22 protein-coding genes are annotated in these 25,071 nt (G+C 73.4%); 6 read left to right on the top strand and 16 right to left on the bottom strand.

The window, feature by feature from the left end; genetic code table 11:
- Positions 1–146: 146 nt before the first annotated feature.
- Positions 147–602: an ATP-binding protein gene (locus AB0F01_RS20055; RefSeq protein WP_362097261.1), complete on the top strand. Its 456-nt coding sequence runs from the start codon at positions 147–149 to the stop codon at positions 600–602.
- 63 nt (positions 603–665) lie between these two features.
- Here AB0F01_RS20055 and argF read toward each other — a convergent pair whose 3' ends face one another.
- From argF to AB0F01_RS20030, 5 genes are all read right to left on the bottom strand, one after another.
- The gene (argF, locus tag AB0F01_RS20050) at positions 666–1,673 is read right to left on the bottom strand and encodes an ornithine carbamoyltransferase (protein ID WP_362097259.1); all 1,008 of its coding nucleotides are present in this window, start codon (positions 1,671–1,673) and stop codon (positions 666–668) included.
- A 213-nt stretch (positions 1,674–1,886) separates the two neighbouring features.
- Complete coding sequence (locus AB0F01_RS20045; RefSeq protein WP_362097256.1) at positions 1,887–3,113, bottom strand: arginine deiminase; 1,227 nt, start codon at positions 3,111–3,113, stop codon at positions 1,887–1,889.
- 307 nt (positions 3,114–3,420) lie between these two features.
- On the bottom strand, positions 3,421–5,985 hold the full coding sequence (locus AB0F01_RS20040) for a polynucleotide kinase-phosphatase (RefSeq protein WP_362097253.1): 2,565 nt from the start codon (positions 5,983–5,985) through the stop codon (positions 3,421–3,423).
- On the bottom strand, positions 5,982–7,502 hold the full coding sequence (locus AB0F01_RS20035) for a 3' terminal RNA ribose 2'-O-methyltransferase Hen1 (RefSeq protein WP_362097662.1): 1,521 nt from the start codon (positions 7,500–7,502) through the stop codon (positions 5,982–5,984). Before AB0F01_RS20035 ends, AB0F01_RS20040 begins: the two co-directional genes overlap by 4 nt.
- A gap of 260 nt (positions 7,503–7,762) precedes the next feature.
- Entirely contained in the window at positions 7,763–8,686 is a 924-nt protein-coding gene (locus AB0F01_RS20030; RefSeq protein WP_362097250.1) for an LLM class F420-dependent oxidoreductase, read from the bottom strand.
- 244 nt (positions 8,687–8,930) lie between these two features.
- Here AB0F01_RS20030 and AB0F01_RS20025 point away from each other — a divergent pair, with 244 nt between their 5' ends.
- Entirely contained in the window at positions 8,931–9,212 is a 282-nt protein-coding gene (locus AB0F01_RS20025; RefSeq protein WP_362097694.1) for a hypothetical protein, read from the top strand.
- Between the two features lie 37 nt (positions 9,213–9,249).
- Here the strand turns inward: AB0F01_RS20025 and AB0F01_RS20020 are convergent, their stop codons facing one another.
- The 4 genes from AB0F01_RS20020 to AB0F01_RS20005 all read right to left on the bottom strand — a co-directional run bounded on the left by AB0F01_RS20020 (position 9,250) and on the right by AB0F01_RS20005 (position 12,235).
- Positions 9,250–9,720, bottom strand: coding sequence for a DUF6099 family protein (locus AB0F01_RS20020; protein ID WP_362097247.1), 471 nt, complete (start codon positions 9,718–9,720; stop codon positions 9,250–9,252).
- A gap of 278 nt (positions 9,721–9,998) precedes the next feature.
- Positions 9,999–10,346, bottom strand: a complete 348-nt coding sequence (locus tag AB0F01_RS20015; protein WP_362097245.1) for a nucleotide pyrophosphohydrolase — start codon at positions 10,344–10,346, stop codon at positions 9,999–10,001.
- Positions 10,339–11,655: an ATP-binding protein gene (locus tag AB0F01_RS20010; protein WP_362097242.1), complete on the bottom strand. Its 1,317-nt coding sequence runs from the start codon at positions 11,653–11,655 to the stop codon at positions 10,339–10,341. Before AB0F01_RS20010 ends, AB0F01_RS20015 begins: the two co-directional genes overlap by 8 nt.
- Before the next feature lie 184 nt (positions 11,656–11,839).
- Entirely contained in the window at positions 11,840–12,235 is a 396-nt protein-coding gene (locus AB0F01_RS20005) for a cell division protein SepF (protein WP_362097239.1), read from the bottom strand.
- A 402-nt stretch (positions 12,236–12,637) separates the two neighbouring features.
- On the opposite strand from AB0F01_RS20005, the gene AB0F01_RS20000 reads away from it, so the two are divergent.
- The 3 genes from AB0F01_RS20000 to AB0F01_RS19990 all read left to right on the top strand — a co-directional run bounded on the left by AB0F01_RS20000 (position 12,638) and on the right by AB0F01_RS19990 (position 15,773).
- Positions 12,638–13,093 (top strand): TerB family tellurite resistance protein, encoded by a 456-nt coding sequence (locus AB0F01_RS20000; RefSeq protein WP_164335231.1) that lies wholly within the window; start codon positions 12,638–12,640, stop codon positions 13,091–13,093.
- A 320-nt stretch (positions 13,094–13,413) separates the two neighbouring features.
- Complete coding sequence (locus tag AB0F01_RS19995) at positions 13,414–14,760, top strand: hemolysin family protein (protein ID WP_362097236.1); 1,347 nt, start codon at positions 13,414–13,416, stop codon at positions 14,758–14,760.
- On the top strand, positions 14,757–15,773 hold the full coding sequence (locus AB0F01_RS19990) for a hemolysin family protein (protein WP_362097233.1): 1,017 nt from the start codon (positions 14,757–14,759) through the stop codon (positions 15,771–15,773). Before AB0F01_RS19995 ends, AB0F01_RS19990 begins: the two co-directional genes overlap by 4 nt.
- Before the next feature lie 75 nt (positions 15,774–15,848).
- Here AB0F01_RS19990 and AB0F01_RS19985 read toward each other — a convergent pair whose 3' ends face one another.
- From AB0F01_RS19985 to AB0F01_RS19970, 4 genes are all read right to left on the bottom strand, one after another.
- Positions 15,849–17,339, bottom strand: a complete 1,491-nt coding sequence (locus tag AB0F01_RS19985) for a glycoside hydrolase family 3 protein (RefSeq protein ID WP_362097231.1) — start codon at positions 17,337–17,339, stop codon at positions 15,849–15,851.
- Between the two features lie 10 nt (positions 17,340–17,349).
- Positions 17,350–18,180, bottom strand: coding sequence for a carbohydrate ABC transporter permease (locus AB0F01_RS19980; RefSeq protein ID WP_362097229.1), 831 nt, complete (start codon positions 18,178–18,180; stop codon positions 17,350–17,352).
- Positions 18,177–19,163, bottom strand: coding sequence for a sugar ABC transporter permease (locus tag AB0F01_RS19975; protein WP_362097226.1), 987 nt, complete (start codon positions 19,161–19,163; stop codon positions 18,177–18,179). The genes AB0F01_RS19980 and AB0F01_RS19975 overlap by 4 nt, the downstream gene beginning before the upstream one ends.
- 89 nt (positions 19,164–19,252) lie before the next feature.
- Entirely contained in the window at positions 19,253–20,530 is a 1,278-nt protein-coding gene (locus AB0F01_RS19970; protein WP_362097224.1) for an extracellular solute-binding protein, read from the bottom strand.
- A gap of 368 nt (positions 20,531–20,898) precedes the next feature.
- On the opposite strand from AB0F01_RS19970, the gene AB0F01_RS19965 reads away from it, so the two are divergent.
- Positions 20,899–21,687, top strand: coding sequence for a GntR family transcriptional regulator (locus AB0F01_RS19965; protein ID WP_362097221.1), 789 nt, complete (start codon positions 20,899–20,901; stop codon positions 21,685–21,687).
- 679 nt (positions 21,688–22,366) lie between these two features.
- On the opposite strand, the gene AB0F01_RS19960 is transcribed toward AB0F01_RS19965, so the two are convergent.
- From AB0F01_RS19960 to AB0F01_RS19950, 3 genes are read right to left on the bottom strand one after another with little or no spacing between them, the layout of a single operon-like run.
- Positions 22,367–23,041 carry a putative N-acetylmannosamine-6-phosphate 2-epimerase gene (locus tag AB0F01_RS19960; protein WP_362097219.1) on the bottom strand — a complete coding sequence of 225 codons (675 nt, stop codon included), beginning with the start codon at positions 23,039–23,041 and terminating at the stop codon, positions 22,367–22,369.
- Entirely contained in the window at positions 23,038–24,009 is a 972-nt protein-coding gene (locus AB0F01_RS19955) for an ROK family protein (protein WP_362097216.1), read from the bottom strand. The genes AB0F01_RS19960 and AB0F01_RS19955 overlap by 4 nt, the downstream gene beginning before the upstream one ends.
- Entirely contained in the window at positions 24,006–24,965 is a 960-nt protein-coding gene (locus tag AB0F01_RS19950; RefSeq protein ID WP_362097659.1) for a dihydrodipicolinate synthase family protein, read from the bottom strand. Before AB0F01_RS19950 ends, AB0F01_RS19955 begins: the two co-directional genes overlap by 4 nt.
- Positions 24,966–25,071: the final 106 nt, after the last annotated feature.

Genomic DNA, 25,071 nt, shown 5'->3' with positions numbered 1-25,071 from the left:
AGGCGGGGCCCGGGGGTGGGTACGCCCTGCGGTGCCGGGGCCGTACGTCCCGGTACGGCACCCGGCGCCGGGCCGGCGGGGTCCCTCCGCAGGGCGCGCCCGGGGCGCCGTACCATTGAGTAATTGAAAGCAGGACAGCCTGCTCCATGAACGGACCCGCCTTGCACGATCACCCCTCCGCCCCGGCCTCCTGGCGCGTCGCGCTGCCGCACACGACCGCGGCCGTGCCCGTGGCGCGTGCCCTGGTCCGGACGGCCCTGGCCGAGGTGGAGCACTCCGCGGACAGCGACACGGCGGAGCTGCTCACGGCGGAACTGGTGGCCAACGCGGTGGAGCACACCACGGGCAGCAGTCCGATCGAGCTGGTGGTGGAGCTGCTGCCGACCGGCTGCCGGGTGGAGGTCCACGACCCCGACCCCGAACCGCCGCTCCGGCTCACCCTGCCGGTGCCCGGCGAACCGGACCCCTGGCAGGAACACGGGCGCGGCCTGCTGCTGATCCGCACCCTCAGCTCGTCGTGCGGTCACCGGCCCACACCGACCGGCAAGGCGGTGTGGTTCCGCCTGTCGGCCGTGCCGGGCCCGCGCCGGCCGTCCGCCTGAACGGGCCGACGTCGCCGCCCGGCCCACCGGCCGGACCGGCCGGCCGACGAGCCGGGCGTGGCGTCAGGCCAGCGTCGCGACCAGCACGGCCTTGATCGTGTGCATCCGGTTCTCCGCCTCGTCGAAGACGACCGAGTGGGCCGACTCGAAGACCTCGTCGGTGACCTCCAGCGACGTCAGGCCGTGCCGCTCGTGGACATCGCGGGCGACCTGGGTGCCCAGGTCGTGGAAGGCGGGCAGGCAGTGCAGGAACTTGACGTCCGGGTTGCCGGTGGCGCGCAGCACGTCCATGGTCACCGCGTACGGGGCGAGGGCGGCGATCCGCTCGTCCCACACCTCCTGCGGCTCCCCCATCGACACCCACACGTCGGTGCCGACGAAGTCGGCGCCCACGACCCCTTCGGCGACGTCCTCGGTGAGCGTGACGCGGGCCCCGGAGGCTTCGGCGAGCGTACGGGCGCGGTCGACGACGTCCTGGGCGGGCCAGTAGCTCTTCGGGGCGACGATCCGGATGTCCATGCCGAGCAGCGCGGCGGTGACGAGGTAGGAGTTGCCCATGTTGAAGCGGGCGTCACCGAGGTAGGCGAAGGCGATCTCCGTCAGCGGCTTGGCGCTGTGCTCGGTCATGGTGAGCACGTCGGCCAGCATCTGGGTGGGGTGCCACGCGTCGGTGAGACCGTTGTAGACCGGCACTCCGGCGTGCTCGGCGAGGGTCTCGACGGTCTCCTGGGCGTCCCCCCGGAACTCGATCGCGTCGAACATCCGGCCGAGCACCCGGGCGGTGTCCTTCGCCGACTCCTTCCGGCCGATGTGGGAGCCGCTGGGGTCGATGTAGGTGGTCGACGCACCCTGGTCGGCGGCGGCCACCTCGAAGGCGCACCGGGTCCGGGTGGAGGGCTTCTCGAAGATCAGCGCGATGTTCCTGCCCACCAGGTGACGGGTCTCGGTCCCGGCCTTCTTGGCGGCCTTCAGCTCCGCCGCCAGGTCGAGCAGGCCGAGGAACTCCTGCTCGGTGAAGTCCGCCTCCTTGAGGAAGTGGCGGCCGGCGAGGGCGGTCGGGACAGTCGCCATGGGGGCGCTCCAGGGGTCGGGGACAGGACGGCTGGAATTCTATACGATACTTAGAATTTCTATGCGTCGGGTGGGGGTAAGGGCCGGTGCGGGGCGATACCGCCCGGCCCGCGTACCGGTGAGGGTGCGGCCCCGGATCATGTCACCGGTCATGCCCCCGCTTCACGTCACCGGTCCACGGGACGGATCACCACACCGGCTCACCACACCGGCTCACGCCACCGGATCGCGTTCCACCGGGCAGCTCATGCAGCGCGGGCCGCCCCGGCCCCGGCCGAGTTCGCTGCCGGGGATCTCTATGACCTCGATGCCCTGCTTGCGCAGGTGGGTGTTGGTGGTGGCGTTGCGTTCGTAGGCGATGACCACGCCGGGCTCTACGGCCAGCACGTTGCAGCCGTCGTCCCACTGCTCCCGCTCGGCGGCGTGCACGTCCTGGGTCGCGGTGAGCACCCGGATCTCGCTGAGCCCCAGCGCGGCGGCGATCGCCCGGTGCATGTGCTCCGGCGGGTGGTCGGTGACCTTCAGCTCCCGGTCCCCCACGCCCGGCTCGATGGTGTACGAGCGGAGCATGCCGAGGCCGGCGTACTGGGTGAAGGTGTCGCCGTCGACCATGGTCATCACCGTGTCGAGGTGCATCACGGCACGTCGCTTGGGCATGTCGAGCGCCACGATGGTCTCCGCGGAGCCGGCCGCGAACAGCTTGTGCGCGAGCATCTCCACCGCCTGCGGGGTGGTCCGCTCGCTCATCCCGATCAGCACCGCGCCGTTGCCGATGACCAGCACGTCCCCGCCCTCGATGGTGGACGGGTAGTCGGCCTGCCCCTCGGACCAGACCCGGAACGTCTCGTCCCGGAACAGCGGATGGTGCCGGTAGATCGCCTCGAAGTGCACGGTCTCGCGCTGCCGGGCGGGCCACCGCATGGCGTTGATGGCCACGCCGTCGTAGATCCAGGCGGAGGTGTCCCGGGTGAAGAGGTGGTTGGGCAGCGGTCCCAGGAGGAAGTCGTCGAGCTCCATGGCGTGGAAGCGCACGGAGACCGGTTCCGGGTGAGTGTCGAGGAACTCCCGCTTGGTCATGCCGCCGACCAGGGCCTCCGCCAGGTCCCGCGAGGGGAGCGTCTCGAACGCGGCCCGCAGGTGGTCGGTGGCCAGCGGCCCGTACTCCTTCTCGTCGAAGACGCGGTCCAGGACGATCGTGCGGGCCTCGGGGATGTCGAGGGTCTCGGTGAGCAGGTCGCCGAAGAGGTGGACGGCGACCCCGCGGTCGCGCAGCACGTCGGCGAACCCGTCGTGCTCGGCGCGCGCCCGGCGCACCCACAGCACGTCGTCGAAGAGCAGCTCGTCCTTGTTGCTGGGGGTGAGCCTCTTGAGCTCGAGATCGGGCCGGTGCAGGATCACCCGGCGCAGGCGTCCGGTCTCCGAGGCGACATGGTAGGTCATGACTCCATCCTGACCACCCGAGCCCGGGTTCACCCCTCTCCCGGGGGAAAGTGAAGGTGTGCGGCGTGCCGCCCATGACAGCGGCGCGGCTCCCGGCCGCCCCCCGGCCCGTGCCCGCCGTGAGCCACCGGTGGCCGGGCACGACGCGACACAGGGCGGGGCGGCACGGCACGGGACGGCAGGGCACGGCACGGCGCACGGCACCGGGAGGGCCCGCCGGGTGCCCGCCGAGGCACACCGGGTGCCCGCCCGGAGCCCCCGGGCGGGCACCCGGCCGGGCACCGGCACGGGTCCGGTGCCGCCGCCGCTACAGCCGCGGGTCCACCGGCTCGGACTCCAGGGCGAGGACGCCGAAGACCGCTTCGTGCACCCGCCACAGCGGCTCGCCCTCGGCCAGCCGGTCCAGGGCCTCCAGGCCGAGTGCGTACTCCCGGATCGCCAGGGACCGCTTGTGGTGGAGGAAGCGGCCGCGCAGGCGGGCCAGGTTCTCCGGGCGGGTGTACTCGGGGCCGTAGATGATCCGCAGGTACTCGCGGCCCCGGCACTTGATGCCCGGCTGCACCAGCCGGCCCTCGGGACTTCGGACCAGCGCGCCCACCGGCTTCACGACCATGCCCTCGCCCCCGCGTCCGGTCATCTCCAGCCACCAGTCGACGCCGGCGCGCACCGACTCCGGGTCGCCGGTGTCGACGTACAGCCGCCGGGTGGTCCGCAGCAGTCCGGTGCCGTCGTGCTCCACCATGAGGTCGATCAGGGCCAGCTGCTCGTCGTGCGGCAGCGCGGCGAGGCTGCGGCCCTGCACGGCCAGGATCTGGAACGGCGCGAGCCGCACCCCGTCCAGGCCGTCGGTGGTCCAGCAGTAGTTGCGGTACGCGCGGGTGAACGCGTCGGCCGCGGCGGCCCGTTCGCGCTGGCCACCCAGCAGGTCCGCCACGTCGACCCCGCGGGCCGCCGCGCCCTCCAGAGCCGTCAGGGCGCCGGGGAACACCGCCGCGGAGGCGGCGCCGACGGCCGCGTACTGGGAGCGCAGCAGCCCGCCGGCCTTCAGGGACCACGGCATCAGCTCGGCGTCCAGCAGCAGCCAGTCCGTCTCCAGCCGCTCCCACAGGCCGGCCGCGGTCGCCGCCGAGCGCAGCCGGCCGAGGATCTCCTCGGTGACGGCGGCGTCGTCGAAGAAGGGGCGGCCCGTGCGGGTGTAGAGGGAGCCGGTGACACCGACGGCGTCGAAGCGGGTCCGGGCCGTCTCCGCGTCCCGGCACACCAGGGCGACGGCGCGCGAGCCCATGTGCTTCTCCTCGCACACCACCCGGGCGACCCCGTCCTGACCGTACTGGGCGAACGCCTCCTGCGGGTGCTCCAGGTAGCCGTCGAGGCGCGAGGTGGCCGTCGGGGCCATGGTCGGCGGCAGGTAGGGCAGCAGCCGCGGGTCGATCGCGAACCGGCTCATGACCTCCAGGGCCGCCGCCGCGTTCTCCTCCCGCACGGACACCCGGCCCGCGTGCCGGGTCTCGACGACGCGCCGGCCGTGCACGTCGGCGAGGTCCAGCGGCCGGCCGTCCTGACCGCCGGGGGCTTCCGTGCGCAGCGGGCGGGTCGGCTCGTACCAGACCCGCTCGGCCGGTACGTCGACCAGTTCCCGCTCCGGCCAGCGCAGCGCGGTCAGCTTGCCGCCGAACACGGCACCGGTGTCGAGGCAGATGGTGTTGTTGAGCCAGGTGGCCTCCGGGACCGGGGTGTGGCCGTAGACGACGGCGGCCCGGCCCCGGTAGTCCTCGGCCCACGGATACCGTACGGGCAGGCCGAACTCGTCGGTCTCGCCGGTGGTGTCGCCGTACAGGGCGTGGCTGCGCACCCGGCCGGAGGTGCGGCCGTGGTACTTCTCGGGCAGGCCGGCGTGGCAGACCACGAGCTTGCCGCCGTCGAGGACGTAGTGGCTGACGAGTCCGTCGATGAACTCCCGCACCTCGGCGCGGAACTCCTCGCTCTCCCCCTCCATCTGGGCGATGGTCTCGGCGAGCCCGTGGGTGTGCCGGACGTTGCGGCCCTTGAGGAAGCGGCCGAACTTGTTCTCGTGGTTGCCGGGCACGCACAGCGCGTTGCCCGACCGGACCATGGCCATCACCCGCCGCAGCACGCCGGGGCTGTCCGGGCCGCGGTCGACGAGGTCGCCGACGAACACGGCGGTGCGGCCCTCGGGGTGCACACCGTCGGCGTAGCCCAACTTGGCTAGCAGGGAGTCCAGTTCGGCGGAGCAGCCGTGGACGTCGCCGATGATGTCGAAGGGGCCGGTGAGGTGGGTGAGGTCGTTGAACCGCTTCTCGGTGACGACGGTGGCCCGCTCGACCTCCTCGACGCCGCGCAGCACGTGCACCTTGCGGAAGCCCTCGCGCTCCAGGTGGCGCAGCGAGCGCCGCAGTTCGCGGGTGTGGCGCCGGATGACCCGGCGGGGCATGTCGGCACGGTCGGTGCGGGCCGCGTTGCGCTCGGCGCACACCTCCTCGGGCACGTCGAGCACGATGGCGATGGGCAGCACGTCGTGCCGCTTGGCCAGCTCGATGAGCGGCTTGCGGGACTCCTGCTGGACGCTGGTGGCGTCGACGACGGTGCGGCGCCCGGCGGCCAGGCGCTTTCCGGCGATGTAGTGGAGCACGTCGAAGGCGTCCCGGCTGGCGCTCTGGTCGTTCTCGTCGTCGGCGACCAGGCCGCGGCAGAAGTCCGAGGAGATTACCTCGGTCGGCTTGAAGTGGCGCCGGGCGAAGGTGGACTTGCCGGAGCCGGATGCACCGACGAGCACCACCAGGGAGAGGTCGGTGACGGGCAGGACGCGGCCCTGGGGGCGGGCGTCGTCCGCCCCGGTCGTCGTGGTGGTCATGCGGCCTTCGCCTCCTTCTTCGTCTCGGTGCCGGTGCCGGTGGTGCCGGTGGTGCCGGTGGTGCCGGTGGTGCTGGTGGTGCCGGTGCGGAACACGGCCATCTGGGTGGGCGGGCCGACCTCGGGGTCGTCGGGTCCGACGGGGACGAACTCCACGGTGTAGCCGTGCCGTTCGGCCACCTTCGTGGCCCAGGCGCGGAACTCGTCGCGGGTCCACTCGAAGCGGTGGTCGCCGTGCCGGACGTGACCGGCCGGGAGGGTCTCCCAGCGGACGTTGTACTCGACGTTCGGTGTGGTGACGACGACGGTGCGGGGGCGGGCGGCGCCGAACACGGCGTACTCCAGCGCGGGGAGCCGTGGCAGGTCGACGTGCTCGATCACCTCGCTGAGCACGGCGGCGTCGTAGCCCTTGAGCCGGCGGTCGGTGTAGGCGAGCGAGCCCTGCAGGAGCCTCACCCGGGCCGCCTGCCGCTCCCCCATGCGGTCCGGCTTCAGCCGTCGGGAGGCGATGGTCAGGGCGCGCATCGACACGTCGACGCCGACGATCTCGGTGTACGCCGGGTCGCGGAGCAGCGCCTGCACCAACTGGCCCTGTCCGCAGCCCAGGTCGAGGACCCGGGCGGCCCCGGCCTCGCGCAGGGCGGCGAGGATGGCGTCCCGGCGCTGCACCGCGAGGGGGGTCGGCTTCTCCTCGGTCTCCTTCTCCTCGGCGACCGCGTTGTCGATCTCCTGGACGTCGCTGTCGTCGGACTCGGCGAGCCGGACCATCTCCAGGCGTTCGAGCGCCTGCCGGGTCAGCGACCAGCGGCGGGTCAGGTAGCGGCTGGTGATCAGCCGGTGCTCCGGGTGGCCGGGCAGCCAGCCCTCACCGACGCGCAGCAGCTTGTCCACCTCGTCCGGGGAGACCCAGTAGTGCTTGGCGTCGTCGAGGACCGGCAGCAGCACGTACAGGTGGCGCAGGGCCTCGGCGAGGGTGAGGGTGTCCGACTCCAGGACGAGCCGCACGTAGCGGGAGTCGCCCCACTCGGGGAACTCGGTGTCCAGCGGCACGGGATCGGCCGTGACGGTCCAGCCGAGCGGTTCGAACAGCCGGTGGACCAGCGCGGCGCCGCCGCGGGCGGGCAGGGCGGGTACCTCGACGCGCAGCGGACGCGGCAGGCCGGGTATGCCGGGGCGCGCCGCGCACACCCCGCGCAGGGCGCTGGAGAAGACGTTGCCGAGGGCGGCCGAGAGCAGCGAGGAGGCCGCGTAGGGGCGGTCGTTGACGTACTGGGCGAGGGCGGCGTCGGGTGCGCCGCCGCGGCCCTTGCCCCGCCCCCGCTTCACCAGGGCGACCGTGTCCACCTCCAGCAGCAGCGCCACGGTGCAGCGTTCCGCGTCGGCCTCGGGGTAGAAGACGTGCGCCCGGCCGCAGGTCGTGGAGAAGGACTGCGCCTTGTCGGGGTGCTTGTGCAGCAGGAAACCGAGGTCGGTCGCGGGGCTGTCGGGAGAGCCGGTGGTACTGATCGTCAGGAACACGGTGAACCCCTGGGACACCTTCTGAAGTGCGGGAACGCGCGGTTTTCCGGCGCGTCGTGCCAACGTACCGGGATGGGCGGCGAAAGACTTTCGAATTTCGGGCGGGCACCGGCCGGGATGCCGGGGCGGGCCCGCGCGTGCTTCCGGCGAGCCGCGCGTGCGTCCGGGGCGGAAAGGCGGACGGGACCGTCCCGGGGTGCGGGGCGGTCCCGTCGGGGTGTGCCGGGGATGTCCGGCGTGGGTGGCGGGGACGCGGGGCGTTACGAGAGCTGCGACTGCACCTGGGCCGAGATCAGTTCCAGGTGGTCGAGGTCGTGCAGGTCCAGCACCTGGAGGTAGATGCGCCGGGAGCCGGCCTCGGCGTACCGTCCGATCTTGTCGACGACCTCGGCCGGGGAGCCCGCCAGGCCGTTGGCCTTGAGCTCGTCGACCTCCCGGCCGATGGCGGCGGCCCGGCGGGCGACCTCCTCGTCGTCCTTGCCGACGCAGACCACCAGGGCGTTGGACAGGACGATCTCCTCCGGGTCGCGGCCCGCCTCCTGCGCGGCGGAGCGGACCCGGCCGAACTGGCGCTCGGTGTCCCCCAGGGACGCGAAGGGGATGTTGAACTCGTCCGCGTACCGGGCGGCGAGCCTCGGGGTGCGGACGGCGCCATGGCCGCCGATCAGTACGGGGATCCTGGACTGGACCGGCTTGGGCAGGGCGGGCGACCGGGTGAGGTCGTAGTGCTTGCCGTGGAAGTCGAAGGTCTTGCCGGGGCCGGTGGCCCACAGACCCGTGACGATCTCCAGCTGCTCCTCCAGGCGGCTGAACTTGTCCTTCGGGAAGGGGATCCCGTACGCCGCGTGCTCCTCCTCGAACCAGCCGGCGCCCAGGCCGAGTTCGATCCGCCCGCCGGACATCTGGTCGACCTGGGCGACCTGGATGGCGAGGACGCCGGGGAGGCGGAAGGTGGCGGCGGTCATGAGGGTGCCGAGCCGGATGCGGCTGGTTTCGCGGGCGAGGCCGGCCAGGGTGATCCAGGCGTCGGTGGGGCCGGGCAGGCCGTCCGCGGAACCCATCCTGAGGTAGTGGTCGGAGCGGAAGAAGGCATCAAACCCGAGGTCCTCGGTGGCCTTGGCGACGGTGAGCAGGGTGTCGTAGGTGGCCCCCTGCTGGGGCTCGGTGAAAAGGCGCAGGTCCATGCCTCCATCCTGCCAATTCCTGGCCGGAACGTTCCGCCGGACCCGGCGCGCCCCCCGCGCTTCGCTCCACGGTCGGGTGAATTCGGGACGGTCGGGCGACCGCGGTACGACCGGGCCGGTGACCCGTCCCGGTGAAGATCGTTGGCCGGGTCGGAGCCGGACCACCCGGCGCCCGCGCCGGCCGGTGTGCGCCGGTGCGCCACCGTGTCGGCCCCGGCGGGGGCCAGGGGCCGAGGAGGCCGTCGTGTCCACAGAGAGCGTGCCGCAGCAGGGCGGGGGCGGGCAGCCGAAGGGGTTGCTGCAGCAGATGGAGGAGCTGATGGCGGCGCTGAACGCGGACCTCTCGGCCCTGGACGCGGACCTCCGGGACGCCTCGGCGGACCGGGCGGCTGCGGCGGGCGACCGCGCGGGGACGGGGACAGGGACGGGGACGGGGACAGGAGGGGGATCGGTACCGGTCACGGCGGCGGGACCGGTGGCAGCGGCTGGGCCGGGGGCGGGCGAGGAGCACCCGGTCACCCTCTGAGGGCGGCCGGGGGTGGCGCGGGAGCGGGCCGGCGGGTTCAGCCCGCCTCCCGCTCCGGTAACGCCGCCTCGCGGTCGGCCAGTTTGCGGAGCATGTCGACGACCCGGTCGCGGGACTCGTCCGCGGCGTCGATGGCCTCCATGCACTGCCAGTACGTCGCCTCGTCCCGGGCGGCACAGGCCAGACCGACCAGGGTGATGCCGACGTCCCCGAGGAGCCCCCCGAGGTCCAGCAGCGCCCGCCGGACGTCGCCCAGGTCGGTGAGCCGGGCCGCGCGCAGGTCGACGCCCTTCAGGCCGGGGACGTCCAGCACTCCGCAGCCGCGCCCCGCCAGTTCGGTCAACCCGACGGCCTCGCCCCGCAGTTCGGGCGGCCCCGAGACCGCGAGCCGGCTGCCGATCGCCTGGGCGAGCGCCTGCGCCTGCCACACCTCGGTCAGCAGGCCCGGCAGGTCGGTGCTCGCCGCCAGGGCCCGCCTGCTCGTCTCGATGAGCCGCACAGCGTCCATGCGCTGCCCCCGTCCGGTCCGGACGCGCTGCCCACGCGCCCACGTGAACTCCCTTGTCCATTACCCAGAGTGAGAGAGGCTGAGACAGAAAGCCAGGGGAAGGCCGAAATCGGGGGATACGAACGTGCTACGGACCGCAGTTCGTATGCGGAGAGTGAAAGCGGAGCCCTTACCTCCTCCTTGTCTCCTCCTTGCCTCGCCCTTGTCGCCCCTGTCTCACCCCTATGTCTCGCCCTTCGTCCCGCCCTTGTCTCCTCAGACGTCTCCCCCTTGTCGCCTCAGACCGGGAAGCGGTCCTCGTTGCGGTCGATCTTCGCGGCGAGGGCGGCCAACGGGTCCACGCCGAGGACCTCGCAGAACTGCAGGAGGTAGGCCAGGACATCGGCGACCTCGTCGGTGACGCGGTGCGCGGTGTCCGGGTCGTCCATCACCCGGGACGACTCCTCCGGCGTCAACCACTGGAAGATCTCGACCAGTTCGGACGCCTCGACGCTGAGGGCGGCGACGAGGTTCTTCGGCGTGTGGTACGGCTGCCAGTCGCGCGCCGCGGCGAACGCGGCGAGGCGGCGCTGGAGTCCCGGCAGGTCGAGGAGCGCGGGCGGGTCGTCGTGGTGGGGATCAGTCACGGTCCAGGTGTACCACCGTCACGCCGTCCGTCCCGCCGGCCCAGGAGGGGTCGCTCACCGTGCCGGTCAGCCGGATGTGCCCGCGCTCGCACATCCGGGCCGCCAGGCGCAGCAGCTCCGTACGCTGGCCCGGGTCGAGCCCCCGGTCGAGGCCGTCGGCGAGCACGGTGAGGGTCCGCAGGGCGGCGGGGACCTCGCCGGGCGCGTCGACCTCCAGCACGCCGGGGCCGGTCAGCAGGACCAGGGCGAGGGCGACGTAGCGCAGTTCGCCGTCGCCGAGCCGTGCGAGGTCGGTGCGCACCCCGGTGCCGCGGTCGAGCAGGGCACGGACCCGTCCGCCGGGCGCCGGTTCGGCGAGCAGGTCGGCGACCGGCCCGGCGCACCCCGCGCGGACGGCGGCGACGAGCAGGGCGTGCCGCCGTCCGCATTCGGTCCGGGTCCGCAGGAGCACGTCGGCGAGGTTGTCGCAACCGCCCTGGAGCCGCCCGCCGCCCCTCGGGACGGGGGCGCGCATACGGCCGGGCCGGGGGTCGCAGGCGAAGACCGAGCGCAGGGCGACGACCATCTGCTCGGCGGCGGCGAGCACCCTGCGCTGGCCCGGCGTCCGGCCCGCGACGCGCAGCGGCAGCAGGGCGGTGCCGAGGAGGTCGTCGGGAAGCGGGCCGCGGGTCACCGGGGTGGCCCCGGCGGTGTGCCACGCGGCCTGGACCACGCGCCGCGCGGGGTCGCGCAGCGCGGTCTCCAGCAGGACCCGCCCGCCGGCCGTCAGCCGCTCCCCCACGATGCGCAGGCCGGGTTCGGCCTGGACGGCGACTTCGAGCCGGACCGGGCCCTCGGGTCCGTCGGCGGTGCAGCCGATGCGGAAGCCCCGGCGGCGCTGGGCGTCGGGCCGGGAGCGTTCGGGCACGCAGGCGCCGGGGTCGGGGAACGCCTCGCCGAGGTACGCCCCGCCGCCGAGCCGGGCGAGCGCCTCGTAGGCCCGCAGGGCGCTGCTCTTGCCGCTGCCGCTGGGGCCGGCGAGGAGGGTGAGCGGTCCGAACGGCAGGACGGTACCGCGGTGCCCGGCGAACGCCGACAGCAGCAGCTCGGTCACCCGCGGCCGGCCGGGACGGGGGTGGGCCGGGTCGCCGTCGGGCGGACGGGTGCCGGTGGCGGCGTCGAAGGGGCGGCGGACGTCCCGGGCCGTGCCGAAGGAGCGGGGGTCCGGGGCGGCGTCGAGGGAGCGGCTGCCGTCCGGGGCCGCGTCGAGGGGGCGGGGGTCCGGCGCGTGCGGCCGGAGTCGGCCGAGGGCCGGGGAGGGCGGGGTCATGGACGGGACGTTAGGACCGCGTCCGCGGGGCGAACCGTTCCGCTCGGGCGGGCTTCCCACGAACGGCGAGGCGGACCCCTCCGCACCGCACGCCCCTGCGCACCCCGGCGCGCCCGCGCGGCCGGGTCCGGCCACGGGCGGCGCGCCGGCGGTCCGTGGGCGCGCGGAGCCCGCTCCGCCTCCGTCAGACCCCCGGGACCCCCGCCTCCTCCATGAGGCCGGTCACCTCCATACCGGCCGGGGTGAGCAGGAACACGTTGCGGTCGACCCGGTGCATGCCGCTGGCCAGGCCGAAGACCACGCCGGTGCTGAAGTCCAGCACGCGCTTGGCGACCTCCGTCTCCGCGCCCGTGAGGTCGAGCAGCACCGGAACGCCGGACATCAGGGTCTCGGCGACGTCGCGGGCGTCCGCGAAGATGTTGACGCGCAGGACGACGAAGCGTCGGCGCGCCTGAGTCTCGGCCTCGGGCACGGACCGGTGGTCCACGGCGGACGGCCAGGCGTCGCGGCCGCGCAGCGGAACGACCTGGGCGAGCCCCGCCCACTGTTCGTCGGTGACGTCGTGGCTGCTCACCGGCATGCTCCGTCCTGGGTCGCGCTGGCAGTCTGCATCGGGCAATTCTTACGCATGGTCACCCGTTCGGCCCAATAACGACACGCTCCGCCATCACCGGACCGTCACCGCCCGGGCCGGGGGACCCGCACCGGACGGCCACCGTCCCGGCCGTACCGCCCGTGCGGACCGTGTCGCCGCACGGACGCGTGAACCTCGCGCGCGTCGTGCGAACCGGCGCACGCGGCACCGTCTCCGCGCACGCACACCTCCGGCTGCCCCGCATTCCGGGACCCACGCGGGGAACTTCCGCGCCCGACCGTTAGTTTCTACAGTGCTGTAGACATGGGGGGCCGGGTCCGCGTCGCGGGCCGGGCGCTCCGACCGGCCCGGGAACCTCCCGAGCACACCGAGAAACATGGAGTGGGCATGGCCCTGTGGGACCGACTCAAGGATTCCGCGTCGCAGATGCAGAACCAGTTGGTGGCGAAGAAGAACGACCTCAAGAGCGGTGCGTTCCGGGACGCGAGCATGGCCATGTGCGCCCTGGTCGCCGCGGCCGACGGCACCGTCGACCCGTCCGAGCGGCAGCGCGTGGCCCAGCTCATCGGCACCAACGACGTGCTGCAGAACTTCCCCGCCGACGACCTGCGCCGACGGTTCGAGGACAACCTGAACAAGCTGACCGCCGACTTCGCCTTCGGCAAGGTGAGCGTGCTCCAGGAGGTCGCCAAGGCCAAGAAGAAGCCGGCCGAGGCGCGGGCCGTGATCCAGATCGGCATCGTCATCGGCGGCGCCGACGGCGACTTCGACAAGGACGAGCAGGCGGTCGTCCGCGAGGCGTGCTACGCCCTCGACCTGCCGCCGCACGAGTTCGACCTCTGACCGCGCCCCGGCGGGGACGTCCGTGATCCGGACCTCCCCGCTCCGGACGGACACCGGGCGTCCCCGGTCCACGGACATGCCGACATCCGTGGACCGGGCGTCCGGACGCGGCACTCCGCACCGTGCGGGTCGGCCGATGCCCGCGGGCATCGGCCCGGCCTGCCCGGGAACACGGGCCCGGTCATAATCGTTGGATCCGAGACCGACCCATCCATGAGGAGTGCATACGTGTCCGCCAGATCGACGGACCCCCCGGGACCCAGTCCCCGACCATCCCGTCACCTTTCGAGTGACCGCGGCACGCGACGGGGTGGTGTTCGATGAGTGCCGCCGAAGCATTGCTGGGCCTGCTCGCCGTGTTCGTGCTCACCGCCGGAACCGGCTACTTCGTGGCCCAGGAGTTCGCCTACGTCTCCGCCGACCGGCTGGCCCTCGCCCGTGAGGCCGAGGCCGGGAACCGGAAGGCCGCCCGCGCCCTGAAGGTGCTGGAGCGGCTGTCCTTCATGCTGTCCGGCGCGCAGCTGGGCATCACCGTCACCGGACTGGTCGTCGGCTTCATCGCCGAGCCGTCCGTGTCGGCCCTGCTGCGGCCCGCCCTGTCCGGGGTGGGGCTGCCCGACGCCGCCGTGAGCGGCATCTCCGTGGTGCTGGCGTTCGTGCTGGCCACCGTCGTGCAGATGGTGCTGGGCGAGCTGGCCCCGAAGAACCTCGCGATCGCGGTGCCGGAACGGCTGGCGAAGGCGCTGTCCGGGTCCACCCTGGCGTACCTGAAGGTCGTCGGCCCGGTCGTGCGGATCTTCGACGGGGCGGCCGACCGGCTGCTGCGCCGTGTCGGCATCGAGCCGGTCGAGGAGCTGCACCACGGTGCCACGCTGGAGGAGCTGGGCCACCTGATCGGCGAGTCCCACGAGAACGGCGCCCTGCCCCGGGACACCGCCACCCTGCTCGACCACGCGCTGGAGTTCTCCGAGCGCACCCTGCACGGGGTGATGGTGCCGCGCCGGGACTCCGTGTTCGTGCGCGGGGACGCGAGCGCCGAGGAGGCGGTCGGCCTGATCGCCGCCCACGGCCACTCCAACTACCCCGTGCTGGGCGACCACCCCGACGACGTCACCGGCGTGGTGGGGGTGCGCGAGCTGATGGCGCTGCCCGCCTCCCGGCTGGCCGGGGCCACCGCCGCCGACGTGGCCCGGCGGCCCCTGCTGCTGCCGGACACGCTGGAGCTGCCGGACGCGGTGGCGCGGATGCGGGAGCAGGACGACGAGTTCGCCGTCGTCCTCGACGAGCACGGCGGTGTCGCCGGCATCGTCACCTACGAGGACATCGCCGAGGAGCTGGTCGGGGACATCGCCGACGAGAGCGACACGGTCGCGCAGCTGGCGGTGGCCGACGGTGACGGCTGGCTGGTCGACGCCGGGCGGCGGCTGGACGAGGTCGCCGAGGCGACCGGCGTCCGGCTGCCCGAGGAGGACGACTACGAGACGGTGGCCGGTCTCATCGTGGACCGGCTGGGCCGCTTCCCGACGGTGGACGACCGGATCACCGTGGAGCTGCCCGCCGGCGGCCACGCGGTGCTGGACGTGCGCACGCTCGACCGGCACGTGGCCGAACGGGTCCGGATCACGTCGCTCACCGAGGAACGGCACCCGGTCGAGGAGGGTTCATGAGTTTCCCGATGGCTCTCTTCGTGACCGTGCTGCTGCTCATCGGCAGCGGGTTCTTCGTGGCCGCCGAGTTCGCGCTGGTCGCCGCCAAGCGGCACCGCATGGAGAAGGCGGCGGCCGACGGGCGGCGCGGCGCCGGTGCCGCACTGGCCGGGATGCGCGAGCTGTCGCTGATGCTCGCCGGCGCGCAGCTGGGCATCACGGTGTGCACGCTGGGCCTGGGCTCGGTGTCCAAGCCCGCCATCTCGCACGAACTGGACCCCCTGCTGCACAGCCTGGGCCTGCCCAGCGCGCTCAGCTACGGGGTGGCGTTCGCCGTCGCGATGATCGTCGTGGTGTTCCTGCACATGGTGATCGGCGAGATGGCGCCCAAGTCGTGGGCGATCGCCCACCCGGAACGCTCCGCGATGCTGCTCGCACCGCCGTTCCGGGCCCTGGTGAAGGCCGTCCGGCCGCTCATCCGGGTCCTGAACGCGGTGAGCAACGTGCTGGTGCGGATGTGCCGGGTGACCCCGCGCGACGAGCTGGCCTCGGTCCACGACCGGGAGCAGCTGACGCACCTGGTCGCGGAGTCGGAGCGGCTGGGCCTGATCAGTGCGGCGGACTCGCAGCTGCTGACCCGGTCGCTGACCGAGCCGGAGACTCCAGTGGGTGAGCTGGCCGTGCCGGCCCCGGAGATCGTCTCAGTCGCCGGCGGCGCGGGCGTGGAGGAGCTGCTGCGGGTGGCGGCGGCCCATGACCGGACGCGGCTGCTGGTCCGGGACGGCGGCGCCGTGCTCGGCTCGGTGCACGCCCGGGACGCCCTGGTGGCCCGGGCCCGGGGGCGCGTCACGAGCGCCCGCGAACTGGCCCGTCCGGTGCCGGAGGTGACGGTCACCACGACGGTCGCCGACGCGATCGACGTGCTGCGCCGCCGCCGGTCCACCCTGGCGGTGGTCCGCGACGCCGAGGGCGGTCTGGTCGGCATGGTCACCCTGGACGACCTGCTGGCCCGGCTGATGCAGCCGGCGGCCTGACGCACGACGGGAGCCCGGGACACGGTCGGCCGTGTCCCGGGCTCCCGTCGCGTCGTGCCGCGGGGCCGGCCGCGGTCAGCCGGCGACCACCGCCTCCGCGGCGGCCACCCCGCACACCCGGGCCGCGCCGTGGGTGGCGATGTGCAGGGCACCGCGCGGGGCGGACTGCGGCACGCCCATCTCGATGACAACGGTGTCCGGATCCGCGTGGAGCAGCGTGTCCAGGGCGGTGCCCATCCAGGGATGCCGGTGCTCGTCGCGGACCACCGCGACGACGCGGCGCCCGCCCGCCGCCTTCAGGGCCCGCGTTCCGGCGTCGGGCCCGGTGAAGGTGCCGGAGGCGGTGCCGGGCAGCAGGCGCTCCAGTTCGGCCCCGACCCCCCAGGGGGTCTCGTCGCCCACCGCGATGTTGGGCGCGGGACTGAACGTGGCCACGAACACCGGCCCGGTGACCGGTGCGGCGGGCGCGGTGCGGGTGACCGCGACCGCGCGGCGGGCCGCCGTCAGGCCGATCTCCGGCTGGGGCGCCCCGTCGCCGTCGGGTGCGTCGCGGACGCTCGCCGTCCACGCGGCCAGTTCTCGGACCCGGGCGGCGGCGTCGGCGAGCCGCTCCTCGGAGAGTTCACCGGTGCGGACGGCGGTGACGAGCGCGTCCTGCAGGCGCTGCACGGTGCCCTCGTCGCACAGTCCGCCGCCCACGCAGATGGCGTCGGCGCCGGCGGCGAGGGCGAGGACCACCCCGTGTTCCAGCCCGTAGGTGCCGGAGATCGCCTGCATCTCCATGCCGTCGGTGACGATGAGGCCCCGGTAGCCGAGTTCCTCGCGGAGCAGGCCGGTGAGGATGCGGCGGGACAGGGTGGCGGGGCGGTCCGGGTCGAGTACGGGGACCCGGATGTGGGCGCTCATGACGGCCCGGGTGCCGGCCGCGATGGCCGCCCGGAACGGCTCCAGTTCGCGCTCGTGCAGGGTCGTGGCGTCCAGGTCGATGTGCGGGAGGGCGTGGTGGGAGTCGACGTTGGTGTCGCCGTGCCCGGGGAAGTGCTTGGCGCAGGCGGCCACGCCGGTGGACTGCAGGCCCTCGACGTAGGCGGCGGTGTGCCGGGAGACCAGGGCGGTGTCCCCGCCGAAGGAGCGCACCCCGATGACCGGGTTGGCCGGGTTGGCGTTGACGTCGGCCGAGGGCGCCCAGTTGAAGTTGACGCCGCAGGCCGCGAGCCGGCGGCCGAGTTCGCGGGCGACGTCCCGGGTGAGGCCGGTGTCGTCGACGGCGCCGAGGGCGTGGGCGCCGGGGAAGGAGGAGCCGGTGCGGACCTCCAGGCGGGTGACGTCGCCGCTCTCCTCGTCGATGGCGACCAGGAGGTCGTCCCGTTCGGCCCGCAGCTGGGCGGTGAGCGCGGCGACCTGTTCGGCGCCGGCGACGTTGCGGCCGAACAGGGCGACGGACGCGAGGCCCTCGCCGAGGCGGCGGCGCACCCAGTCGGGCGCAGTGGTGCCGTCGAAGCCCGGTTGCAGGACGGCGAGCGCGTCCCGGGTGAGGGTGTCGGTGCCGGTGGTGAATGTCGTCATGGGGTGGCGGTCATCCCTTCACGGCGCCGGCGGTGAGGCCGCTGACGGCCTTGCGCTGCAGGTAGACGAAGAGGATCAGGATCGGGATGGCGAAGAGCGACGAGGCGGCCATGGTCGCGCCCCAGTCGTTGCCGAACTGGCTCTGGAAGCTGGACAGCCACAGCGGCAGGGTCTGCGACTCGGGGTCCTTGTTGAGGACCAGGACGAGCGCGAACTCGTTCCAGGCCGTGATGAATCCGAACAGCGAGGTGGCCATCAGGCCCGGCGCGAGCAGCGGCAGGATGATCCGGCGGAACGCCTGGGCCCGGGTGCAGCCGTCGACCATGGCGGACTCCTCCAGTTCCTTGGGCACGGAGGCGACGAAGCCGCGCAGCGTCAGGATGGTGAGGGGCAGGATCATCATCATGTAGAAGAGCGTCAGCGGCACGAGGCTGTTCAGCATGGACGCGTCCCGCACGATCATGTACATCGCGATGATCATGACTTCCCAGGGCGCCATCTGGGCCAGCATGAATCCGATGATGAAGCCGCGCCGCCCCTTGAAGCGCATCCGCGCGAGGGCGAAGGAACCGGCCAGCGCGATCACCAGGGAGAAGACCACGGCCAGGACGGTGACGGTCAGCGAGTTGGCGACGTAGGTCCAGAAGTGGTCGACGTTGATCGCGGTACTGAAGTGGTCGAAGGTGAGGTCGGCCGGGAACCAGACCGGGTCCTCGGAGAGGATGTCCCCGGTCGGCTTGAGGGCCGTGTTGAACATCCAGTACACGGGGAAGACGAAGCCGATGAACAGGACGGCGGCCGTGACGTTGGGCCACAGGCGGCCGAAGAGCGAGCGCTTCACAGCTCGTCCTCCTCTTGCTTGAGCACGATCCGGAGGTAGTAGGCGGTCAGGGCGAGCAGGATCACGATGGTCAGGACGGCGATCGCCGCACCCATGCCGTAGTGCTGGTTGCCGACACCCTCGACGAAGGCGTAGACGGGCAGGATCTCGGTGAGCCGGTCGGGACCGCCCTTGTTGATGAGGTAGACCTGCACGAACGCCTTGAAGACCCAGATGACCTCCAGGAACGTGGTCGCGTAGAGGAACGGCCGCAGGAACGGCATGGTGACCGTGGTGAAGCTCCGCCAGGCGCCGGCGCCGTCGAGGGACGCGGCCTCGTAGAGCTCCTTGGGGATGGTGGTGGTCGCCGCGTAGAGGTTGATCGCCACGAACGGGATGGACATCCACACGATCAGCAGGGTGATGACGAAGAACGTCGACATCTGGCTGCTGGTCCAGTTGTAGTCGGCCATGGAGTGCCAGCCGAGCTTGTCCAGGACCCAGTTGACGACGCCGAAGCGCTGCGCGAACAGCCACTGGTAGACGGTGGTGGCGGCCACGATCGGCATGGCCCAGGCGAGGACCAGGCCCAGCAGCAGGGTGAACCGCATCCACTTGCCGAGGCGGGCGAGCAGCAGCCCGACCAGGGCGCCCAGCACCATGATCAGGGCGACGTTGACCGCCGTGAAGAGGATCGAGCGAAGGGTGACCCGCCAGAAGTCCTCACTGGTGAGGGCCGCCCGGTAGTTGTCGACTCCGTTCCATTCGGTGACGCGCTGGATCAGCTGCGTCATGTTGAGGTTCTGGAACGACAGCAGCACGTCCTTGAGCAGCGGCCAGCCGAGCAGCAGCACGGAGGCCACACAGGCGGGCAGCAGCAACAGGTACGGGGCGAGCGCGCCGACGCGCGACGCCGCTCTCGGTGTCGGCCTGCCGGGCCGCCCGTCGTCCGCCTTGCGGACGTCCGCCGGGCCGGAGGGCGGCCGTTCGGTCTGCACGGTCATGCTCGCGATCTCTCTTCTCGACATACTCGACGCCGGGCGGGGGCCGGCGAGTGGCCGGCCCCCGCCCGTTCCGTGCGCTCGCGGTGCGACTACTGCTGCTGCGCCAGGCGCTTGTTGAACTCGCCCTCGACCTGCTTCGCGGCCTCGGCCGGGGACTTGCCGTTCAGGACGGCGGTCAGGTACGTCTTGATCGGGTTCGGGTCGTTCTCCACGGCCGCCCACTGCGGGATCAGCGGCGTGGTGCCGCCGACGGCGGCGGCCGGGGCGGCGGCCTCGGCGGGCGCGTTGCCCTCCAGGTTGCTCTGCAGCGACTCCTTGTTGGGGATGACGCCGTTGAGCTTGGCCAGCTGGCCCTCGAACTTGTCGGAGAGCGCGATCTTCAGGAACTCCTTGGCGAGCTCCTGCTTCTTGCTGCCCGCGGCGACGGCGAGGTTGGATCCGCCGAGGAAGACACCCTCGGGCTTGTCGGCCGTGGCACCGGGGATGGTGAAGTAGCCGATGTCCTTCTCGATCTTCGGGTTGGCCTCGGTCGCGATGCCCGCTTCCCAGCCCATGCCGATGAACGCGCCGACCTTGCCGTCGGCGAAGACCTCACCCTGCTGCGGGGTGGCCTCGTCCTTGTCCTTGGGCGCCTTGGACAGCGCCTGGAACTTCTTGTAGGTCTCCGCGGCGGCGGCGACCTTCGGGTCGTCGAGGTTGGAGACGTACTTGTCGCCGTCCTTCTTCACCAGTTCGCCGCCCTCGCCGATCACCAGACCGACGAAGTGGTACCAGTTCTGGCCCGGCAGGTAGATCGGCTCGGCGTCGGTCTTCTCACCGATCGTCTGGAGCGCGTCGTAGAACTCGTCGCGGGTCTTGGGGGTGTCCTTGAGACCGGCGTCCGCCCAGACCTTCTTGTTGTAGAGGACGACGCGGTTGGCGAAGTACCAGGGCGCCGCGTACTGCTTGCCCTCGTAGACGGACGACTCGTTGAGCGACTCGGTCCACTCGCCGCCGATCTCGGCCTTGAGGTCACCGAGGTCGGCGAGGCCGCCGGTCTTGGCGTAGGCCGGGGTCTGGGTGTTGCCGATCTCGAAGACGTCCGGCGGGTTCTCCTCGGACAGCGAGGTGGTCAGCTTCTGCTGGATGCCGTTCCACTGCTGTACCTCGAACTTGACCTTCGCCTTGGTCTTCTTCTCGAACTCGGCGGTGAGGTCCTTCTGCCACTGGTCCGGCGACGAGCCGTCCATCACCCAGACCGTGAGCGTCTGGCCGGCGTAGCCGTCCGCGCCGGCCTTCTTGTCACCGTCACCGTCGTTCCCGCCGCACGCCGCCACGGAGAACAGCATGCCCGCGACTCCGATCGCGGCTATCAGCTTGCGCTTCACGCGCCACCCCTCCTCAGGAATGCCTTGCACACCCACGCCCTCGGCGGTGACCCCCACTACGGCGCAACAGCTCGGTGGGCTGGGACCCGGCTTCCTCTAAATGGTTTAGACCAGCAAGGGGAGCTTGGCCTAGACCTATGGCCCTGTCAAGGGTCGTACCCGCGCCAGTCGATAACGGCACGGCAACGCCAATTGGGGCGCCGGATTCCGCCCAAACTCGGACGGGTCGAGGGTTGGACTAGACCAACCGGCCGGGGGCGGTTATAACGGGACCGCCGAGCGTGCGGCGCCGACACCGGCCGTCCGCCGACGTGCACCGCGGCCGGCACCTGCCGTCCGCGCGCCGGACACCAGGCGGAAGGCAGGTCATGAGCACGGACGTCAGCAGCGCCCCGGCCGACCCGGGGGCAACGCCCGGCCGCCCCGGCCGTGTCGGCCGCGTCCCGAAGTACTACCGCATCAAGCAGCGGTTGCTGCGGATGACCGAGGAGCGCAGCCCCGGTGCCCCCATGCCCGCCGAACGTCTGCTCGCGGTCGAGTTCCGCACCTCCCGCACCACCGTCCGCAAGGCCCTGCAGGAACTCGTGAGCGAGGGGCGCCTGGACCGCATCCAGGGCAAGGGCACCTTCGTCGCCCGCCCCAAGGTGTACCGGACCCTCCAACTCACCTCGTACACCGAGGACATGCGCGCGCAGGGACTCCGCCCCGCCTCCGAGCTCCTGGACCTGGGATACGTCCCGGCCGACGAGGACCTCGCCGCCCTGCTGGAGGTGGGCCGGGGCGACCGGGTGCTGCGCATCGAACGGCTGCGCCTGGCGGGCGGCGAGCCGATGGCCATCGAGGCCACCCACCTGGCGGCGCGGCGCTTCCCGCGCCTGCGCCGCCACCTGTCCCGCAGCGCCTCCCTGTACTCGACCCTGTCCGAGGTCTACGGCGTGCGCCTCGCGGAGGCCGACGAGACCATCGAGACCTCCCCCGCCACCCCGCGGGAGGCCGGGCTGCTGGGCACCGACGTGGGACTGCCGATGCTGCTGCTGTCCCGTCACTCGCGCGACGAGGACGGCACCCCGGTGGAGTGGGTCCGCTCGGTGTACCGGGGCTCGCGCTACAAGTTCACGGCGACCCTCACACCTCCGGAGCGGCGGGGCAGGCGTTGAGGGGCGCGGCGGGAGCCGGGCAGGCGTCGGGGGCCGAGGCGGGAGCCGGGCAGGCGCGGGATGACCGGGGCGGCAGCGGGGCGGGCGTCGAGGGTCGCGGCGGGAGCCGGGCAGGCGCGGGACGACCGGGACGGCAGCGGGGCGGGCGTCGGGGATCGCCGCAGCGGGGCGGGCGTTGACGGCGCTGCGGCAGCGGGGTGACCGCGTCGCCGGGTGAGAGGGCGGGGTCCGGCGGGCTTCTACGGGCTCCGGACGACCCCAACGGGCTCCGGCCCCTCCCCGACTCCGGCGGGCTTCGGCCGACTCCGGCGGACCCCGGCGGGCCTTCGGCGGACGCCGGCCGACCCCGGCCGGGCACGCCGCCTCCGCCGACTCCGCCGGGTGAGGCTCGCCGGTCAACGGCGTGCCCGCCGGGGTGACCGCGACAGCCGCCGCCCGAGGGGACGCGGACACGCGAAAGGGCGGCGCGGGCCCACGCTCACCGTGGATCCACGCCGCCCTCCGCAGCCGTGGAGGCCGCCGGGACGGAGCCGTCGAGACGCCCCGAGGACGCCCGGTCCGTCGGCCGGCGGACCACCGGCCGGGCGTCAGCCGCTCGGCGGCTCAGTCGCTCAGCCGCTCAACCGGCCGGGCCGCACCAGCCGCCCCATCGGTCGGCCCGTCGACCCGGCAGCGACCCTCAGCCCGGCAGCCCCTCGACGAATCGGCGGGTCAGCGCGGTCGGTGCCGTGATGGCCGTGCCGACGACCACGCTCAGCGCGCCCGCCGCCAGCGCGTCGGCGGCCTGCTCCGGGGTGGCGATCCGGCCCTCGGCGATCACCGGGGCGCCCGCGCCGACCGCCAGGTCGGCCACGAGCCGCAGGTCGGGGCCGTCCTGCTGCGGGGTGCCCGGCACGTACCCGGACAGCGTGGAGGCGACGAAGTCGGCGCCCTCCTCGGCCGCCCGGCGTCCCTCCTCGTAGGTCGAGACGTCGGCCATCACCAGGGCCCCCGCCGCGTGCACGGCCTCCACCAGGGCGGCGAAGGAACTGCCGTCCGGGCGCGGGCGGTCGGTGGCGTCGGCGGCGACGACCGCGGCGCCCGCGTCCACCAGGGCGAGGGCGTGCCGCACCGTCGGGGTGATGAAGACGCCGGTGTCGCCGTCCTTCCACAGCCCGATCACCGGCAGGTCGACGGCCGCGACGGTGGCCGCGACGACCTCCGGGTCGTTGACGCGGACGGCGGCGGCACCGCCGGCCCGGGCGGCGAGGGCCATCCGGACCAGGGTGTCGGTGTGCCGCATCGGGTCGCCGGGCGGGGCCTGGCAGGAGACGATCAGGCGGCCCCGGAGGGTGTCGGCCAGGGTCGGGGTCATCGTGGTGCTCCGATGGTGCGGGGGTGGTGTAGGGGCAGGGTGCGGGTGAGCGCGGCGGCGCCGAGCACCGCCGCGTCGGGTCCGCCGCGCGGCGGCACCGGACGCAGGTGCCGCAGGGGGCGCATGAGTTCGGCGGTGAACGCCTCGTTCAGGGCGTCGAGGTAGCGGGCGCCGATCCGGGGCACTCCCCCGCCGACGACGACCCGGTCGGCGCCGAGGGCGTTGGCGAGGCCGCCCAGCGCCCGGCCGACGGCCCGCGCGCCGAGCGCGATGGCCGCGGTGGCGTGCGGGTCGCCGTCGGCCGCACGGGCGGCCACCCGCTCCAGGCGCTCGGCGGACAGGCCGCTGGTCCTGGTGTACTGGGCGGTGATGGCGGGCCCGGATCCGATCGCCTCCAGGTGGCCGGTGGCGCCGCAGGTGCAGGGCAGTCCGTCGGCCTCGGGGCTCGGCAGGTGGCCGAGGTGCCCGGCGACGCCCGCCGCCCCGCTCAGCATGCGACCGTCGACGGCGACGGCGCCGCCCACGCCGGTGCCGACGGCCGCGTAGATCATCGTGGGTCCCGGCCGGTCGCCGTCCGGGTGCCCGCCGGGGAGCGGGGCGAGTTCGGTCGCGGCCGTCGCGCGGACGTCGTTGTCGCAGGCCACCGGGAGCCCGGTGCGGGCGGCGAGGCCGTCCGCCAGGGCGGTGCCGGCCCAGCCCCGGATGGTGTCGGTGGCGCTGGTGACGGTGCCGGTGACGGGGTCGACGACGCCCGCGGCGGCGACGCCGATCGCGGTGGCCCCCGGGGCCCACACCGCGCGGACCTCCTGGGCGAGCGCGTCGAGCACCGCTTCGGCGCCGGCCGTCGCCGGGGTGGGCAGGGAGTGCCGGGCCAGGATCGTGCCGTCGTCCGCGACCAGGGCGGCGGCGATCTTCGTGCCGCCCAGGTCGAGGCCGATGACCGAGGGTGCGCCGTGCCGCACGGTCATCGGACGGGGAGCAGGCCGGCGTCGCGCAGACGCTCCTCGACGAGGGCGACCGACGCCTCGCCCAGCTGGACCTGGGGGGCGGCGGTGGTGCCCTCGGCGAACACGCCGAGCAGGCGCAGGGCGTGCTTGAAGGCGCCGATGGCGGAGGAGTTGCGGCCCATCTCGCTCTCCGGCCCCGCGTCGACCATGCCGAACAGCTCCACGAGCCGCTCCTGCTCCTCGACGGCGCTGCCGAGGTCCCCGGCGCGCACGGCGTCGTAGAGGCGCACGTATCCGGCGGGGTCGACGTTGCCGAGGCCCGGGACGACGCCGTCGGCGCCCGCCAGCAGGGCGGCGTCGACGGTGAGTTCGGAGCCGGTGAGGATGCTGAAGCCCGGCGCGGGGCCGGTGGCGCGACCGTGCCGCCCGCCGAGGGCGACGATCAGGCGGCGCAGTCCGCCCTCGTCGCCGCTGCTGTCCTTCAGGCCGGCCAGCGTGCCGTCCTCGGCGAGTTCGCGGACCAGGCCGGCGGAGAGCTTGCTGTGCACGGAGACCGGGAGGTCGTAGGCGTACAGGGGCAGGTCGACGGCCTCGCGCAGGGTGCGGAAGTGGCGGGCGATCTCGACGGGGTGGGTGCGGGCGTAGAAGGGCGCGGTCGCGACGAGCGCGTCCGCCCCGGCCGCGCGGGCGGCCTCCGCGTGGGCCAGCACGCGGGGCGTGGTCATGTCGATGACCCCGGCGAGGACGGGGACGCGGCCGGCGACGGTCTCCACGACGGTCCGCAGGGTCACGTCGCGCTGCCGGTCGGTGAGGAAGGCGACCTCGCTGCTGGACCCCAGGGCGAACAGCCCGTGCACCCCACCGCCCACGAGGTGCTCGACGTGCCGGGTGAGCGAGACGGTGTCGACCTCGCCCGACGCGTCCAGGGGGGTGCAGACGGGAGGGACGACGCCGCGCAGCGGCTGGGACGGGGACATGGGAGTTCTCCTGGGCTTGCGAGTGGTGGATCGGGGGAACGGGCCGCCGCGCGCCGGCCGGACCGGCGCGCGGCCGATCACCATGTAGCGCTCGTCCTGGGCGGGC

This window comes from Streptomyces sp. NPDC029526 (genome assembly GCF_040637405.1).
Taxonomy (GTDB): Bacteria; Actinomycetota; Actinomycetes; order Streptomycetales; family Streptomycetaceae; genus Streptomyces.
This window is presented reverse-complemented; position numbering and strand designations above follow the sequence as displayed.

Coding starts and splice junctions, on each gene's coding strand:
- AB0F01_RS20030 (WP_362097250.1), bottom strand. CDS start 8,686: ATGGACCTGCGCCTTTTCACCGAGCCCCAGCAGGGGGCCACCTACGAC.
- AB0F01_RS20055 (WP_362097261.1), top strand. CDS start 147: ATGAACGGACCCGCCTTGCACGATCACCCCTCCGCCCCGGCCTCCTGG.
- AB0F01_RS19985 (WP_362097231.1), bottom strand. CDS start 17,339: ATGACGACATTCACCACCGGCACCGACACCCTCACCCGGGACGCGCTC.
- AB0F01_RS20040 (WP_362097253.1), bottom strand. CDS start 5,985: ATGACCACCACGACGACCGGGGCGGACGACGCCCGCCCCCAGGGCCGC.
- AB0F01_RS20010 (WP_362097242.1), bottom strand. CDS start 11,655: ATGACCCCGCCCTCCCCGGCCCTCGGCCGACTCCGGCCGCACGCGCCG.
- AB0F01_RS20005 (WP_362097239.1), bottom strand. CDS start 12,235: ATGCCGGTGAGCAGCCACGACGTCACCGACGAACAGTGGGCGGGGCTC.
- argF (WP_362097259.1), bottom strand. CDS start 1,673: ATGGCGACTGTCCCGACCGCCCTCGCCGGCCGCCACTTCCTCAAGGAG.
- AB0F01_RS19995 (WP_362097236.1), top strand. CDS start 13,414: ATGAGTGCCGCCGAAGCATTGCTGGGCCTGCTCGCCGTGTTCGTGCTC.
- AB0F01_RS20000 (WP_164335231.1), top strand. CDS start 12,638: ATGGCCCTGTGGGACCGACTCAAGGATTCCGCGTCGCAGATGCAGAAC.
- AB0F01_RS19960 (WP_362097219.1), bottom strand. CDS start 23,041: ATGACCCCGACCCTGGCCGACACCCTCCGGGGCCGCCTGATCGTCTCC.
- AB0F01_RS19975 (WP_362097226.1), bottom strand. CDS start 19,163: ATGACCGTGCAGACCGAACGGCCGCCCTCCGGCCCGGCGGACGTCCGC.
- AB0F01_RS19950 (WP_362097659.1), bottom strand. CDS start 24,965: ATGTCCCCGTCCCAGCCGCTGCGCGGCGTCGTCCCTCCCGTCTGCACC.
- AB0F01_RS19990 (WP_362097233.1), top strand. CDS start 14,757: ATGAGTTTCCCGATGGCTCTCTTCGTGACCGTGCTGCTGCTCATCGGC.
- AB0F01_RS19965 (WP_362097221.1), top strand. CDS start 20,899: ATGAGCACGGACGTCAGCAGCGCCCCGGCCGACCCGGGGGCAACGCCC.
- AB0F01_RS20045 (WP_362097256.1), bottom strand. CDS start 3,113: ATGACCTACCATGTCGCCTCGGAGACCGGACGCCTGCGCCGGGTGATC.
- AB0F01_RS19955 (WP_362097216.1), bottom strand. CDS start 24,009: ATGACCGTGCGGCACGGCGCACCCTCGGTCATCGGCCTCGACCTGGGC.
- AB0F01_RS20020 (WP_362097247.1), bottom strand. CDS start 9,720: ATGGACGCTGTGCGGCTCATCGAGACGAGCAGGCGGGCCCTGGCGGCG.